14 protein-coding genes are annotated in these 13,895 nt (G+C 69.7%); 2 read left to right on the top strand and 12 right to left on the bottom strand.

The window, feature by feature from the left end; translation table 11 throughout:
* Window positions 1-13: 13 nt before the first annotated feature.
* Window positions 14-757 (bottom strand): amino acid ABC transporter ATP-binding protein, encoded by a 744-nt coding sequence (locus OG746_RS16350; RefSeq protein WP_266715336.1) that lies wholly within the window; start codon window positions 755-757, stop codon window positions 14-16.
* A 142-nt stretch (window positions 758-899) separates the two neighbouring features.
* Window positions 900-1,349 carry a DUF6278 family protein gene (locus OG746_RS16345; protein WP_266715335.1) on the bottom strand — a complete coding sequence of 150 codons (450 nt, stop codon included), beginning with the start codon at window positions 1,347-1,349 and terminating at the stop codon, window positions 900-902.
* A gap of 144 nt (window positions 1,350-1,493) precedes the next feature.
* Between OG746_RS16345 and OG746_RS16340 the strand changes: the two genes are divergently transcribed.
* On the top strand, window positions 1,494-3,317 hold the full coding sequence (locus tag OG746_RS16340; protein ID WP_266715334.1) for an SGNH/GDSL hydrolase family protein: 1,824 nt from the start codon (window positions 1,494-1,496) through the stop codon (window positions 3,315-3,317).
* 17 nt (window positions 3,318-3,334) lie between these two features.
* On the opposite strand, the gene OG746_RS16335 is transcribed toward OG746_RS16340, so the two are convergent.
* Together OG746_RS16335 and OG746_RS16330 are read right to left on the bottom strand one after the other, a co-directional pair.
* Window positions 3,335-4,003, bottom strand: coding sequence for a class I SAM-dependent methyltransferase (locus OG746_RS16335; protein WP_266715333.1), 669 nt, complete (start codon window positions 4,001-4,003; stop codon window positions 3,335-3,337).
* An 82-nt stretch (window positions 4,004-4,085) separates the two neighbouring features.
* Window positions 4,086-4,865: an exodeoxyribonuclease III gene (locus OG746_RS16330; protein WP_266715332.1), complete on the bottom strand. Its 780-nt coding sequence runs from the start codon at window positions 4,863-4,865 to the stop codon at window positions 4,086-4,088.
* Window positions 4,866-4,997: 132 nt separating this feature from the next.
* Between OG746_RS16330 and OG746_RS16325 the strand changes: the two genes are divergently transcribed.
* Window positions 4,998-5,573 (top strand): hydrolase, encoded by a 576-nt coding sequence (locus tag OG746_RS16325; RefSeq protein WP_266715331.1) that lies wholly within the window; start codon window positions 4,998-5,000, stop codon window positions 5,571-5,573.
* A gap of 39 nt (window positions 5,574-5,612) precedes the next feature.
* Here the strand turns inward: OG746_RS16325 and OG746_RS16320 are convergent, their stop codons facing one another.
* The 8 genes from OG746_RS16320 to OG746_RS16285 form a co-directional block, all read right to left on the bottom strand.
* On the bottom strand, window positions 5,613-6,248 hold the full coding sequence (locus tag OG746_RS16320) for an MBL fold metallo-hydrolase (protein WP_266715330.1): 636 nt from the start codon (window positions 6,246-6,248) through the stop codon (window positions 5,613-5,615).
* Window positions 6,249-6,292: 44 nt separating this feature from the next.
* Complete coding sequence (gene pcaDC / locus OG746_RS16315) at window positions 6,293-7,588, bottom strand: bifunctional 3-oxoadipate enol-lactonase/4-carboxymuconolactone decarboxylase PcaDC (RefSeq protein WP_266715329.1); 1,296 nt, start codon at window positions 7,586-7,588, stop codon at window positions 6,293-6,295.
* Between the two features lie 157 nt (window positions 7,589-7,745).
* On the bottom strand, window positions 7,746-8,327 hold the full coding sequence (locus tag OG746_RS16310; RefSeq protein ID WP_266715328.1) for a sugar kinase: 582 nt from the start codon (window positions 8,325-8,327) through the stop codon (window positions 7,746-7,748).
* A gap of 62 nt (window positions 8,328-8,389) precedes the next feature.
* The gene (locus OG746_RS16305; RefSeq protein ID WP_266715327.1) at window positions 8,390-9,553 is read right to left on the bottom strand and encodes an ROK family glucokinase; all 1,164 of its coding nucleotides are present in this window, start codon (window positions 9,551-9,553) and stop codon (window positions 8,390-8,392) included.
* 221 nt (window positions 9,554-9,774) lie between these two features.
* Window positions 9,775-10,635, bottom strand: coding sequence for an ATP-binding cassette domain-containing protein (locus OG746_RS16300; RefSeq protein WP_266715326.1), 861 nt, complete (start codon window positions 10,633-10,635; stop codon window positions 9,775-9,777).
* Window positions 10,632-11,681, bottom strand: coding sequence for an ABC transporter permease (locus tag OG746_RS16295; protein WP_266715325.1), 1,050 nt, complete (start codon window positions 11,679-11,681; stop codon window positions 10,632-10,634). Before OG746_RS16295 ends, OG746_RS16300 begins: the two co-directional genes overlap by 4 nt.
* Window positions 11,678-12,682, bottom strand: coding sequence for a sugar ABC transporter substrate-binding protein (locus OG746_RS16290; RefSeq protein ID WP_266715324.1), 1,005 nt, complete (start codon window positions 12,680-12,682; stop codon window positions 11,678-11,680). The genes OG746_RS16295 and OG746_RS16290 overlap by 4 nt, the downstream gene beginning before the upstream one ends.
* A gap of 137 nt (window positions 12,683-12,819) precedes the next feature.
* Window positions 12,820-13,827: a sugar ABC transporter substrate-binding protein gene (locus OG746_RS16285; protein ID WP_266715323.1), complete on the bottom strand. Its 1,008-nt coding sequence runs from the start codon at window positions 13,825-13,827 to the stop codon at window positions 12,820-12,822.
* Between the last annotated feature and the right edge of the window lie 68 nt (window positions 13,828-13,895).

The raw sequence follows: 13,895 nt of genomic DNA, 5'->3' as shown, positions 1-13,895 counted from the left end.
TGCGCTCCCCCGGTCAGTGCTTCAGGATCTTGGAGAGGAAGTCACGGGCGCGCTCGCTCTCCGGATGGGTGAAGAACTCCTCGGGGTTGCGGTCCTCCACGATCTTCCCGTCCGCCATGAAGACGACGCGGTCGGCTGCGGTGCGCGCGAAGCCCATCTCGTGGGTGACGACGACCATCGTCATGCCCTCGTGCGCGAGTTGCTGCATGACCTCGAGCACCTCGTTGATCATCTCCGGGTCGAGTGCCGAGGTCGGCTCGTCGAAGAGGAGGGCCTTGGGGTCCATGGCGAGTGCGCGGGCGATGGCCACGCGCTGCTGCTGTCCGCCGGACATCTGCGCGGGGAACTTGTCGGCGTGGGCGGCGAGTCCGACCCGGTCGAGGAGTTCGCGGGAGCGCTTGTCGGCCTCGTCCTTCTTGCGCTTCCTGACCTTCAGCTGGGCCAGCGAGACGTTCTGGAGGACCGTCTTGTGCGCGAAGAGGTTGAACGACTGGAAGACCATGCCCACTTCGGCCCGCAGTTGTGCGAGCGCCTTCCCCTCCTCGGGGAGCGGCTGTCCGTCGAGTCGGATCTCTCCGGACTCGATGGTCTCCAGACGGTTGATCGTCCGGCAGAGCGTCGACTTGCCCGACCCCGAAGGGCCGATGACCACCACCACCTCCCCCTTGCCGACGGTGAGGTCGATGTCCTGGAGGACATGCAGCTCCCCGTAGTACTTGTTCACGTCTCGCAGCTCGATCAACGGATCGACGGCCATCGGCAGTACCTGCCCACTTTCAGCTGTGTCGGTCCGCGCAAACTATCCACGCTTACATGGGACTTAACAGACGACACGCACTTATGGGCATTAACCGTATTTGCGGCTTTGACGCTCAACTACGCGGCGCTCCGGGCACGATCTACGACTCGGCGGCCTCCGCGTAGAACTGGGAGAGCTCGGGCGCCCCGCTCGCCGCCCACTCGTGCCCGGCCTCCACGACGTCGATCTCGCGGCCCGACTCGAGCCGCACGACCGGCTGCCCGTTGTCCCAGATCACCCAAGTGGCGCCCGAGACGTGCCGCACCATGACCGAACCCAGATAGAGGCCCGCGTCGTTACCCAGCCAGTGCAGCGTGTCCTCGTCCTCCCGCCAGCGCGGCACAAGTTGGTCGAGGGCCTCCAACGACCGCACCGACTCGTCCAGTTCGACCCCCGCGTCGTCGGCCTGGGAACGCAACAGCTCGCACTCGGAGAGGAGTTCGACAAGTCCGCTCTCGCCCTCGCCACCTTCGTCGCCGGTCGGGAACACGGCGACGCCGTGCGCCGGACCGTGCTTCTTGCGCCAATTAGCCGCGAAAGGGATCTTCATATCGCCCAGATTGGCATCCGAGTACCGGCCCGCACCACAGGCGCGCGGAGGTGGCGCCGCGCGGAGTTCAGGAACCGGACACCGGCCTTTCTCCCCCGTTTACCTCGCGGCACATTGACGGGCCATCACCTCGTCCTTAGCTTCATGGCGCAACCACCACGGCGGACACACAAGCGGAGGGAGTCGGTCTTGCGCCGACGCATTTGGGGAGCCGCGTTCATACTGGCCGTATGTGCGGGGGTCACCCCTGTCACCGCGGCCCACGCGGCACCCGCCAGACCCGGGCCGCTCCCCCTGGAGCGGCTCTTCGACAACCGGGCCGTCAGCGACGACACGCGGCCCGGCGAAGCGGACTTCGACGGCGCGGGCAGCTCCCTGTCCGCGCAGGACCTCACCGCGGCCGGCTGGACGCCCGGCCGCACCATGAATCTCGACCGGGCCCGGCTCACCTGGCCGCGGACCGCGGGGTCCGGACCCGACAACGTACGGGCGAACGGGCAGTCCGTGCGGGTGAACGGGCGCGGGGACGCGCTCGCCTTCCTGGTCGCCGGGACAGGCGGCGACGCGTCCGGGACCGGCGTCGTCCGGTACGCGGACGGCTCCCGCTCGACGTACCGGCTCACCGCGCCGGACTGGCGCTCCGGGCCGCTCGCCAAGAAGTCGGTGGCGCTGCCGCACCGGAACACTGCGTACGGCCAAGTCCCCGAGAAGACACGGCTGTACGCGGTGACCGTGCCGGTGCGCAAGGGCCACCGGATCTCCTCCGTCGACCTGCCGAGGGCGCCGAAGGTGAGCGGCGGGGCACTGCATGTCTTCGACCTGTCCGTGCGCGCGGCGACGTCCGGGTGGACGGGCAGTTGGTCGGCCTCACCCGCCGGGTACACCGCGGTGGGGCCGTGGGCGGACCGCACCATCCGGCTCGTCGTGCACACGAGCACCGGCGGGCCGAAGGTCCGTATCCGCCTGGAGAACACCTTCGCCGCGACCCCGGTGCGGATCGGGAGCGCGTCGGTGGCGGTGCAGGGGGCGGGGGCCGCGGCGCTCGGGAAGCCGGTGCCGCTGACGTTCCGGGGTTCCACCGGCACCCAACTCCCCGCCGGCGGGCAGGCGTTCAGTGATCCGGTGGACTTCGATGTGCCGGAGAGCGCCAACCTTCTCGTGAGCTTCCATCTGCCGGAGCCCGTCACCGCGGCCCCCGTGCACAGCCAGGCGATCCAGCGCAGCTACGTGAGCACGATGGGCGATCACGCCACGGAGGCGGACGGCTCCTCGTACAGCTCGACGATCTCGTACTGGCCGCTGCTCACCGGAGTCGACGTGGGCGGTGGCCCCGGCTCCGTCGTGCTGCTCGGCGACTCCATCACGGATGGCGTGAAGTCGACACTGGACGCGAACCACCGCTGGCCCAACGTGCTCGCCACGCGACTCCTCGCCCAGTCGAAGGTGCCGCACTACGGCGTCCTCAACGAGGGCATCTCCGCGAACCGGGTCATCGCCGACCGCTATCCCGGCGACGGACTCTCCACGGATACGGGCGGTGTCAGCGCGCTGCACCGGCTCGACCGCGATGTGTTCGCGCAGACCTCGGCCAGAACGGTCGTCGTCTTCCAGGGCGTCAACGACGTGCGCTGGGGCGCGAGCGCCGAGCAGGTCGAGGCGGGCCTGCGGGAGATCGTTGCGCGGGCGCACGCGCGGGGCCTCAAGGTGATCGGGGCGACCATCACGCCGTGCGAGGGCGAGACCCTGTGCACGCCGGCCGCCGACGTGCAACGGGAGGCCATCAACTCCTTTGTCCGCAGCGCCGGTTCGGGCTTCGACGGCTTTCTCGACTTCGATGCCGTCGTCCGGGACCCGGCCCACCCGGCGCGGATGCTCCCCGCGTACGACAGCGGGGACCATCTGCATCCGGGTGACCCGGGTCTGAAGGCGCTGGCCGACTCGATCGACCTGAACGTGCTCAGGCCGTAGCGATCAGGCGGTAGCGATTAGGCCGTAGCGGCCGGCTTTCGGGCGATCAGGATTCCCTGCTTGGCCTGGGTCGCCCGCTCGTAGTCCTCGGGCTCGCGGATCAGTTGGGCCTCCACCGGGAGGCCCGACTGATCCACGAGCCCGGCGACCTGCTCCGGGTCCAGCCAGTAGACGTCCAGCGAGAGATCGTGGCCGTAGGCGTGGTCCAGGTGGCGCAGCAGGTCGCCCACCTTGAAGCCGAGCAGCATGTAGCCGCCGGGGGCGAGGACGCGGTGGAACTCGGCGAACACCGTCGGCAGCAGCTCCGGCGGCGTGTGCACCGTCGAGTACCAGGCGACGACGCCGCCCAGCGAGCCGTCTGCCAGGTCGAGGCCGGTCATCGTGCCCTCCTCGAACCGCAGTCCGGGGTGGGCACGGCGGGCCTCCGCGACCGTCTTCGGCGAGAGGTCGATGCCGAACGCGGAGAGCCCGAGGGAGTTCAGATGGGCCGTCACATGTCCGGGCCCGCAGCCGAGGTCGGCCACGGGCCCGGCGTCCGCCTGCTTGACGCGCTCGGCGAAGACGCCGAACACCGCGTGTGCGTACAGGTCCTGCGGGAAGAGCGGGGGAACGATCTCGGCGTAGGCGCCGGCTGCGGTGTCGTAGGCCAGTTGGGTCGAGTTCAGGTACGTCGTCAGATCCGTCACGGGCGCAGACGCTAGCGCCCGCCACTGACAACGGGGCCGGACCCGTCCGACCCCAGACGGTGTCAGGCGGTCTTAGACCGTCTCAGACGTCGAGGTCCACCACGACCGGCGCGTGGTCCGACGCGCCCTTGCCCTTGCGCTCCTCGCGGTCCACGTAGGCGTCGGAGACGGCCTTGGCGAACGGCTCGTTCCCGTAGACCAGGTCGATGCGCATGCCCTTGTTCTTCGGGAAGCCGAGCGCGCGGTAGTCCCAGTACGTGAAGGGGTGGTCGTACTTGAGGGGGCGCGGCACGACGTCGCTCAGGCCCGTCTCGCGCAGCGCCGTGAGCGCCGCCCGCTCGGCGGGGGTCACATGCGTCGCACCGTCGAAGAGGGAGATGTCCCAGACATCGTCGTCCGTCGGCGCCACGTTGTAGTCGCCCATCACCGCGAAGGGGCGCGAGCCCGCCGCGTCGCCCGCGACCGCCGCCTTCAGGGCCTCGAACCACTGGAGCTTGTACGCGTAGTGCGCGTGGTCCACTTCCCGCCCGTTCGGCACGTAGACCGACCAGACGCGGACCGGGCCGCAGGTCGCGGAGACGGCGCGGGGCTCCTCGGCCCCGTCATAACCGGGGTCGCCGGGCAGGCCCTTGACCACGTCCTCCAGGCCCACGCGGGAGAGCAGCGCCACCCCGTTCCACCTGCCGTTCGCGTTCACCGCCGACTCGTAGCCCAGCTCCCGCAGCTCGTCCGCGGGGAACTGCTCCGCCGAGCACTTGGTCTCCTGGATGCACAGCACGTCCGTGCCACTGCTCTCCAGCCAGGCAAGGAGGCGCGGGAGCCGCGCGGTGATCGAGTTCACGTTCCAGGTAGCAATGCGCATGTTCCACAACCTACCCGGCAGGTCTGACAGCGGCCGATCCCGTGCCGCGGCGTGACATCACACCCGCACACCACACTCGCGATAGACAGGCAATCTTGCAAGTTTTTCTGTTAGACAGTTAGCCTGCCGAACATGACGATCAACACGCCTCTCGACGAGCGCCCCGCCCTCGTCCTCATCGACCTCCAGAACGGCATCCTCGGCCTGCCGACCGTGCACCCCTCCGCCGACGTCCTCAAGAACGGGGCCAAGCTCGCCGAGGCCTTCCGCGCCAAGGGCCTGCCGGTCGTGCGCGTGAAGGTCGCCTGGTCGCAGGACGGCGGCGACCTCCCCACGGGCCGCGCCGCCGCGGGCGCCATGACGCAGGCGCCGCCGCCCGCGTTCTCCGAGTTCCCCGACGAGCTCGGCCCGCTCGGCGACGACATCGTCATCACCAAGCGGCACTGGGGCGCCTTCACCGGCACCGAGCTGGACCTCCAGCTGCGCCGCCGCGGCGTCACGCAGATCGTGCTCTGCGGCATCTCGACGTCCATCGGCGTCGAGTCGTCCGCCCGCTCCGCGTGGGAGCTGAGCTACAACCTGGTGCTGGTCGACGACGCGACGACCGACACGGACGCCGAGTCCCACGAGCACAGCTTCGGCAAGATCTTCCCGCGCATCGCGGAGATCGGCTCCACGGACGAGGTCGTCGAGCTTCTTAAGAAGTAGCTCGCAGGCACCCTTCTCAAGAAGTAGCCCGCGGACACCTCAGACCTGCGCCGAGCCCCCAGGGGTGAGGCGCAGGTGCTCCGTGCCGCCGAGCCCGCCGATCTGGCTGTCGTAGATCGGCCGGGCGAGGTCCGTGAGCAGCGCGTCGTGGATGTCGTACGCGCGGCGCGGCTTGACCTCCCGTACGTAGTCGATCACTTCGGCGATCTTGTTCCAGGGCGCCATGACGGGCAGCATCAGCGTCTCGACCGGGTGGTCGGGGACGGTGAGGGCGTCGCCGGGGTGGAAGACCGTGCCGCCGTCGACGAGATAGCCGACGTTCGTGATGCGCGGGATGTCCGGGTGGATCACGGCGTGCAGCTCGCCGTGCGCCTGGACGTCGAACCCGGCGGCCGTGAACGTGTCGCCGTGGCCCACCGTGTGGACGCGGCCGGGGAACGCCGCCGAGAGCTGCTCCGCGACCGACTTCAGGGTCCAGATGTGCGCGCCGGGGTTGGCCTCCATCCCGGCGCGCAGCCGGTCCTCGTCGAAGTGGTCGGGGTGCTCGTGCGTCACGAGGATCGCGTCGGCGCCGACGGCCGCGTCCTCCTCGGAGAATCCGCCCGGGTCGATGACGAGCGTCTGCCCGTCCTTCTGGAGCCGGACGCAGGCGTGGGTCTTCTTCGTCAGCTTCATACGTCCCATCCTGCGCCCGCCCACGCCCGGTTTCACGCCCCGGGTCACTCCTGGGGCGTGGTCTCCTCGCGGATCACCTGCTGCGCCACCTTGAAGGCCGCGTTCGCGGCCGGGACGCCGCAGTAGACGGCGGTCTGCAGCAGGATTTCCTTGATCTCCGCGGCCGTGAGGCCGTTGCGCAGCGCCGCGCGCGTGTGGAACACCAGCTCGTCGAGGTGGCCGCCCGCGACCAGGGTCGCCAGGGTCACCGAGGAGCGCGTGCGGCGGTCGAGCCCCGGACGGGACCAGATCTCGCCCCACGCGTAGCGGGTGAGGAACTCCTGGAAGTCACCGGAGAAGTCGTCGGCCGTGGACAGCGCCCGGTCCACGTGGGCGTCGCCGAGGACCTCGCGACGCGTCTTGAGGCCCGCGTCGTGCGGGTCGGGCCGGGTCGCGGCCTCCGGCTGCTGCGCGGCCGCGATCTCCGCGCGCGGCGGGGCCGACGGGGGCGGCGGCGCGAGGACCGGCTTGACCGGGGCGGCCTGGATGGCGGTCTGCCCGGTCTCGTGGACGGCGGGCCAGGCCGAGGTGAAGTGCCGTACGAGGAGGTCGGTGACGGCGGCCGGCTGTTCGACCGGGGCCAGGTGGGAGGCGCCGGGCACCACCGCGAGCCGGGCGTCCGGTATACCGGCGACCAGCGTGCGGGCCTCGGCGGGCCCCGTGACCTGGTCCTCCGAGCCGACGAGGACGAGCGCCGGCACGCCGATGTCGGCAAGGTCCTCGCGGACGTCGAAGGCGGCGAGCGCCTCGCACGAGGCGATGTAGCAGCCCGGGTCCGTCGTGCGGACCATCTGCACCGCCCAGTCCGTGATCGCGGGCTGCGCGGAGGCGAAGCCGTGCGTGAACCAGCGCTCGGGGGCCGTACGGGCGATGGGGTCGAGGCCGTTGCTGCGCACGATGACGCCGCGCTGGCGGAACTCGTCGGCGGTGCCGAACCGCGGCGAGGCCGCGATCAGGGCGAGCGACGCGACGCGCTCCGGGTGGCGCAGCGCGAGCTCCGCGCCGATCGCGCCGCCCAGCGAGCAGCCCGCGTAGCCGAAGCGCTGGATGCCCAGCTCGTCGAGCGTGGCGAGCAGCCGCTCCGCGAGCGCCTCGACGGAGCCCGCCGGGTGCGCGGGGGAACCGCCGTGGCCGGGCAGATCGAAGCGGAACACCCGCCAGTGCTGGGCCAGCTCGGGCACCTGGCGGTCCCACATGTGCCACGTCGTGCCGAGCGACGGGCCGAGGATGAGCACCGGGGCGGAGTCGTCGTCACGGCCGTCGAATCGGTACTGCAGGCGCGGGGTCTTCGTGTCACTCACACGGGCCACGCTAGCCAGTGCACCTGAGCGATCTAGTGGCGGGTCCCCACAATGGACGTGACGTGTTCACTCCGGGTTCGGGGTGTGAACCAGGCGTGGGGGCGCCGTGAAGGGCGGACGCCCCGGGCGCCGGTCGGGGGTGCGCTCAGGAGCGCGCTCAGGGGTGCGTCATCGAGACCACGTACACCATGGGGTGGTCGGGGTTGGAGCGGTTCACCACGATGGTCTGGGTCGGCGACGGGTCCTCCTGGGAGTGGGTGAGGCCGTACCAGGGGCCCGGGCCCGTGAAGTCCCAGCCCGCGATCTTCTGGTCGCGCTCGCTGATCGCGATGTCGTCGGTCGCCAGGTCACCGACCGTGTAGCCGGCGTCGACGTTCTCCAGGAACTCGTCGAGGCCCTTGTTGCTGGTGAGGAACTGCGCGTACAGGCGGCTCACCTTGTAGTTGTTCGTCTCGTAGTAGGCGACGTTGCGCGAGTGCGGCGGGACCGGGATCTGGTAGAGGCGGCGCTGCACCTTGGACGGCCAGCCGACGGTGAGCCCGGTGATCGAGTACTTCGCTTCCTTGTCCTTGCCGCTGTCCCTGCTCTGGCCCGCGGAGATCACCAGGTAGCCGGCGGGGATGCCGATGAGCAGCACGATGGTCAGGAGCGTGAGGACGCGGCGTCGGATCACATGGCCGCGGTCCTCGGCCGGTCGCGGCTCTTCGTCCGCGGACGGGGGCTGGCGGGGCACGGTCATGGCTGGTTTTCCTGTCACTGTCTCGGGCGTCGTCCGCGGCGTCTGAGGCGCTGGCACCGGTGCTAGCCCTGCTCCGCTCCGTCCACGGGCGAGCCGGTCGTGCTGCGGGTGCGGGCGTACCGCTCGTACCGCTCGTGGCGCTCCACGCGGCGGCGCTTGGCACGGCGGAAGCGGCGGGCGACGAGCCGGGCCAGGTCCGCGGCGCCGACCATGCCGGCCTCGGGGCCGAGCTGGGCACGGGCGATACGGGCCTCGGGCCGGTAGCCACGACCGGTGAGCTGCCGCTTGAAGGCGTCCCGGGCGGGGACGATCAGCAGGTCGTCGGCGGCGCTGACACCGCCACCGATGACGAAGCACGACGGATCGAGAGCCGCCGCCAGGTTCGCTATGCCGACGCCCAGCCACTGGCCGATGTCCTGCAGCAGCTCGACGCACATGGCGTCGCCCTCGCGGGCCAGCTGCGTGATGAGCGGCCCGGTGATGTCGGGGATGTGCCCCTGGACCCGCTCGATGATGTTGTACGCGACCGGGGAGTCGGCCGCGGCGAGCTCGCGGGCCTCGCGGACCAGGGCGTTGCCGGAGCTGTACTGCTCCCAGCAGCCGCGGTTGCCGCACGGGCAGCGGTGCCCGCCGGGGACGACCTGCATATGGCCGAACTCGCCGGCGACACCGAACTTGCCGCGCTTGACCTGCCCGTCCTCCAGGATCGCGCCGCCGATACCCGTCCCGAGCGTGATCATGACCAGGTGGTCCTCGCCGCGCCCGGCGCCGAAGCGCCACTCCGCCCAGGCGGCGGTGTTGGCGTCGTTGTCGACGAGTACGGGGACCGCCAGGCGGCCTGCGAGCCGGTCGCGGAGGGGTTCGTTGCGCCACGACAGGTGGGGGGCGAACAGGACGCGGTTGCGGTCCGCGTCCACCCAGCCGGCCGCGCCGATGCCGACGGCGTGCACGTCGTGCCGGTCGGAGAGGTCGAGCACCAGCTCCGTGATCGTGTCCTCGACGACCTTGGGGCTCTTGGACTTGTCCGGGGTCTCCGTGCGGAGCGTCTCCAGGATGTTGCCGTCCGCGTCGACCACGCCGGCCATCACCTTCGTGCCGCCGATGTCGATGCCGACGGTGGGTACGCGCGGGGCCGTCGTGTGCGAGCGGCGCTCGCGGGTGCCGACCGTCCTGAGAACGGTGGCCCGTGCGCTGCCACGGTGTGCGAGGTCGCGGTAGGTGCTCATTGCGGCGATTCTGCCTCACGCAACGGCTCCGCCGCATACCGGGTTTTACGCCGCGTCGGGGTGGGCCGGAACGTCCACCCTCCAGCCACCCGGCGTTGACGCGCGCAGTTCCCCGCGCCCCTAAAGGGGCGCGGGGAACTGCGCGAACGCAACCAACGACGCGACGCGCAGCCGCCCGAGGCAGCCGGAAACGCACACACGCACGCGCGTAACGGAGGCCCCTACTTCTCGGCCCCGTCAGCCGTATGCCCGCCCAAATGCGTCGGCACCGGCGCCCGCTCCAGCTCATGCTGAAGGTCGTCCAGCTCGCTGCCGCCCGCCATCTGCCGCGTCAGCTCGTCCAGCGTGATCTCGTCGCGCGAGTGGCTGCCGAACATCCCACCCCGCTTGAGCAGCACGAACCGGTCACCCACGAGGTACGCGTGGTGCGGGTTGTGCGTAATCAGAACCACGCCGAGGCCCGCGTCACGTGCCGCCGCCACGTACTTCAGCACCACACCGGACTGCTTGACGCCGAGCGCCGCCGTCGGCTCGTCGAGGACGAGGACCTTCGCGCCGAAGTAGACGGCGCGGGCGATGGCGACGCACTGGCGCTCACCGCCGGACAGCGTGCCGATCGGCTGGTCGACGTCGCGCAGGTCGATGCCCATCCGGGCCAGTTCCTCGTGCGTCGTCCGCCGCATGAGCTCGACGTCGAGGCGCTTGAAGAGGCCCTTCCCCTTCGTGGGTTCGGAGCCGAGGAAGAAGTTGCGCCACACCGGCATCAGCGGCACCACGGCGAGGTCCTGGTAGACCGTGGCGATGCCCCGGTTCAGGGCGTCGCGCGGGTTGCTGAGGCGGGTCTCCTCGCCGTCGATCGCGAACCGGCCGCCGTCGTGCTGGTGCAGACCCGCGATGATCTTGATGAGGGTCGACTTGCCGGCGCCGTTGTCGCCGAGGACACAGGAGATCTCACCCGCGTTGACGACGAGCGAGACGTCGTCGAGGGCGCGGATGTTGCCGTAGAACTTGCTGACGCCGTCCAGTTCGACGAGCGGCGCGGGCGCCGTGTCCTTGGTCGTCATCTGCTCATCGGTCGTCATTTGCTCGCCTCCGCGCGCTTGCGGACCCACGCGTTGAGCAGGGTCGCGAGGAGCAGCATCGCCCCGAGGAAGAACTTGAACCAGTCCGAGTTCCACTCGGCGAACACGATGCCCTTGCTGGTCATGCCGAAGATCAGCGCGCCGATGGCCGCGCCGACCGCCGAGCCGTAGCCGCCGGTGATCAGACAGCCGCCGATGACGGCCGCGACGATGTAGATCAGCTCGTTGCCGACGCCCTCGCCGGACTGCACGACGTCGTAGGAGAAGAGCAGGTGCTGGCCGGAGATCCAGGCGCCGAACGCGACGCCCATGTAGAGGCCGATCTTCGTCTTGTTGACCGGGACGCCCACCGCGCGGGCCGAGTCGAGGTCACCGCCGACCGCGAAGATCCAGTTTCCGATGCGGGTGCGGAGCAGGATCCAGGTGGCCACCAGGACGAGGGCGAGCCACCAGATGATCGTGATCTTGAAGTCGACGCCGCCGATGCTGAACGTGGAGGCGAAGACGGACTTGGCCGAATCGAAGCCCTGCATGTCCGCGATCGACTTCGTCGAGACGGTGCCGCTGATCAGCTTCGTGAAGCCCAGGTTCATGCCCGTCAGCATCAGGAACGTGCCGAGCGTGATGATGAAACTGGGGAGTTTGGTGCGGGTCAGCATGACGCCGTTGAAGACGCCGATGGCGAGCGTCACGAGGAGCGAGACGCCGACGCCCACCCAGGTGTTCGCCGTCATCTGGTAGCTGAACATCGACGAGATCAGCGCCGAGGACGTGACCATGACGCCCGCCGACAGGTCGAACTCGCCGCCGATCATCAGCAGCGCCACGGGCACGGCCATGATGCCGAGGGTCGAGGACGCGTACAGGACCGTCGCGAGGCTGGTCGCCCGCAGGAAGCTGTCCGCGAAGATCATGAAGAAGATGAAGACGGCGACGGCGCCGATGACCGAGCCCAGTTCGGGCCGGCCGAGCAGCTTCTTCCACGGCGAGGCCTTGACCAGCCGCTCGTCGACCTTTTCCGTGCTCGCTGGAGTCGTCGTACTCATCGCGTCCCCCGCTTCGTGAACTCCTGAAGCTTGGCTGCCTGGTCCTTGGTGACGATCTCGGGGCCGGTCAGGACCGGCAGGCCGCCGCCGAGCACATTGGCGTTGTACCGGTAGAGCCACAGCAGGTCCACGGCCTCGTAGCCCTGGAGGTAGGGCTGCTGGTCGACGGCGAAGCCGAGGTCGCCGTCCTTGAGGCCCTGGGCGACCTTGTCGTTCAGGTCGAAGGTGTCGACCTCGGCCTTGCTGCTCGCGTCCTCCTTGGCCTTCACCGCGGTGGCGGCGAACGGGGCGCCCAGCGTGACGACCGAGTCGATCGACGTGTCGGACTGCAGCTTGGCCTCGATGGAGGACTGCACGTCGGGCATGTTGGTGCCCTCGACGTACAGGTTCGTCATCTTGCCGTCGAAGGCCTTCTTGGCACCCTCGCAGCGCTGCTCGTGGCCGACGTTGCCCTGCTCGTGCAGGACGCACAGCGCCTTCTTCTTGCCGCGCTTGTTGAGCTCCTTGCCGACGGCCTCGCCTGCGATGGTCTCGTCCTGGCCGATGTGCGTGATCGCGCCGTACTTCTTGTAGATCTCGGAGCCCGAGTTCACCGTGATGACGGGGATGCCGGCCTTCTCGGCGCGGGCCAGGGCGGACTTCATCGCGTCCGGCTTGGCGAGCGTGACGATGATTCCGTCGACCTTCTTGTCGACGGCCGCGTCGACGAGCTGCGCCTGCTGGTTCGCCTCCTCGTTGTGCGAGTAGAGGAAGTTGATGTTGTCCTTGGTGGCCGCCTGCTTGGCGCCGTTCTGGACGATGTCCCAGAAGGTGTCGCCATCGCCCGAATGGGTGATCATCGCGAAGGTCCAGCGGGGCGTGTCCACCGCCGCCCTGCCCTGCGCGGCCTGGGACTTCCTGGCGTCCTCCGCCCGCTTGCCGCCGGTGCTGCTGCACCCTGCGAGCGAGAGGCCGAGGGCCCCCGCAACCGCGATGCTCACCCAGGTCCGAAACCGTGCCACGAGGCCGTGCCCTTCTTGGTCTGCTGCGTCATCGACCGGGATCGGCGGGCCGACCCCGGCGGACCGTACGCCGGTCCATGAGGACCCCATTACGGTCCCAAACGCACAAGTATGGGTCACGGGGATCATGCATCCATTCACCGGGTACCGCGCGCGGTGTACTTCTCGAGGCGCGGCACGTCCTTCTCGGTGACGATCGCGGGGCCTGTGAAGACCGGCTCGCCGCCGCCGAGCACGTTCGCGTTCGTCTTGTAGAGCCACAGTTCGTCCACCGCCAGATAGCCCTGCAGATAGGGCTGCTGGTCGACGGCGAAGGTGACCTCCTTCGCCTTCAGCCGGCGCACGACCTCGGCGTTCAGGTCGAACGTGGAGATCTCCGCCTTGCTGCCCGCGTCGTCCTTGGCCTTCACGGCGAGCGCCGCGATGGGGGCGCCGAGCGCGACGACCGCGTCGATGTTCTTGTCCGCCTGGAGCTTCGCCTCGATGGACGACTGGGCGGAGGGGGCGTTCGTGCCCTCCACGTTGAGGTTCTCCACGTCGCCCTTGAAGGTCTTGCGGACGCCGTCGCAGCGCTGCTCCAGGGAGACGTTGCCCTGCTCGTGGATGACGCACAGGACGTTCTTCTTGCCCTGCTTCGTCAGCTCGGTGCCGACCGCCTCGCCGGCCACGCCCTCCTCCTGGCCGATGTGGCTGAGCGCGCCGTACTTCTCCGAGAACTGCGACCCCGAGTTGATCGAGACGACCGGGATGCCCGCGGTCTTCGCCTTCGCGAGCACGGACTCCATCGCCTCCGGCTTGGCCAGCGTCACGACGATCCCGTCGACCTTCTTGTCGATCGCGGCCTGCACCAGCTCGGCCTGCCCCTTGGCCTCCTTGTCGTTGGAGTAGAGGAACTGGACGTTGTCCTTGTCGGCGGCCTGCTGGGCGCCCTTGCGGACGATGTCCCAGAAGGTGTCGCCCTCGCCGGAGTGCGTGACCATCGCGATCTTCATGCGGGGCGTGCTGACGGCCTTGCCGCCGCCTTTGCCGTCGGCCTTGTCCTCCGAGTCCTTGCCGCCCGAGCCACTGCATCCTGCGGTGAGCGCGAGCACGGCTACGACAACGACGCTGCCTGCGGCCGTGCGGGCTTTACGGGTCGTGAGCATGGTGGAGCCACCTCTCCTCCGGCCGCCCGGTGCGGCTGGAGGTGTTTGTAGCGGGGTCCCACCGCAGC

The organism is Streptomyces sp. NBC_01016 (assembly GCF_026341035.1).
GTDB lineage: Bacteria > Actinomycetota > Actinomycetes > Streptomycetales > Streptomycetaceae > Streptomyces.
Note: the sequence above shows the minus strand (reverse complement) of the source record. Positions and strands in the feature narration are given on the sequence as shown.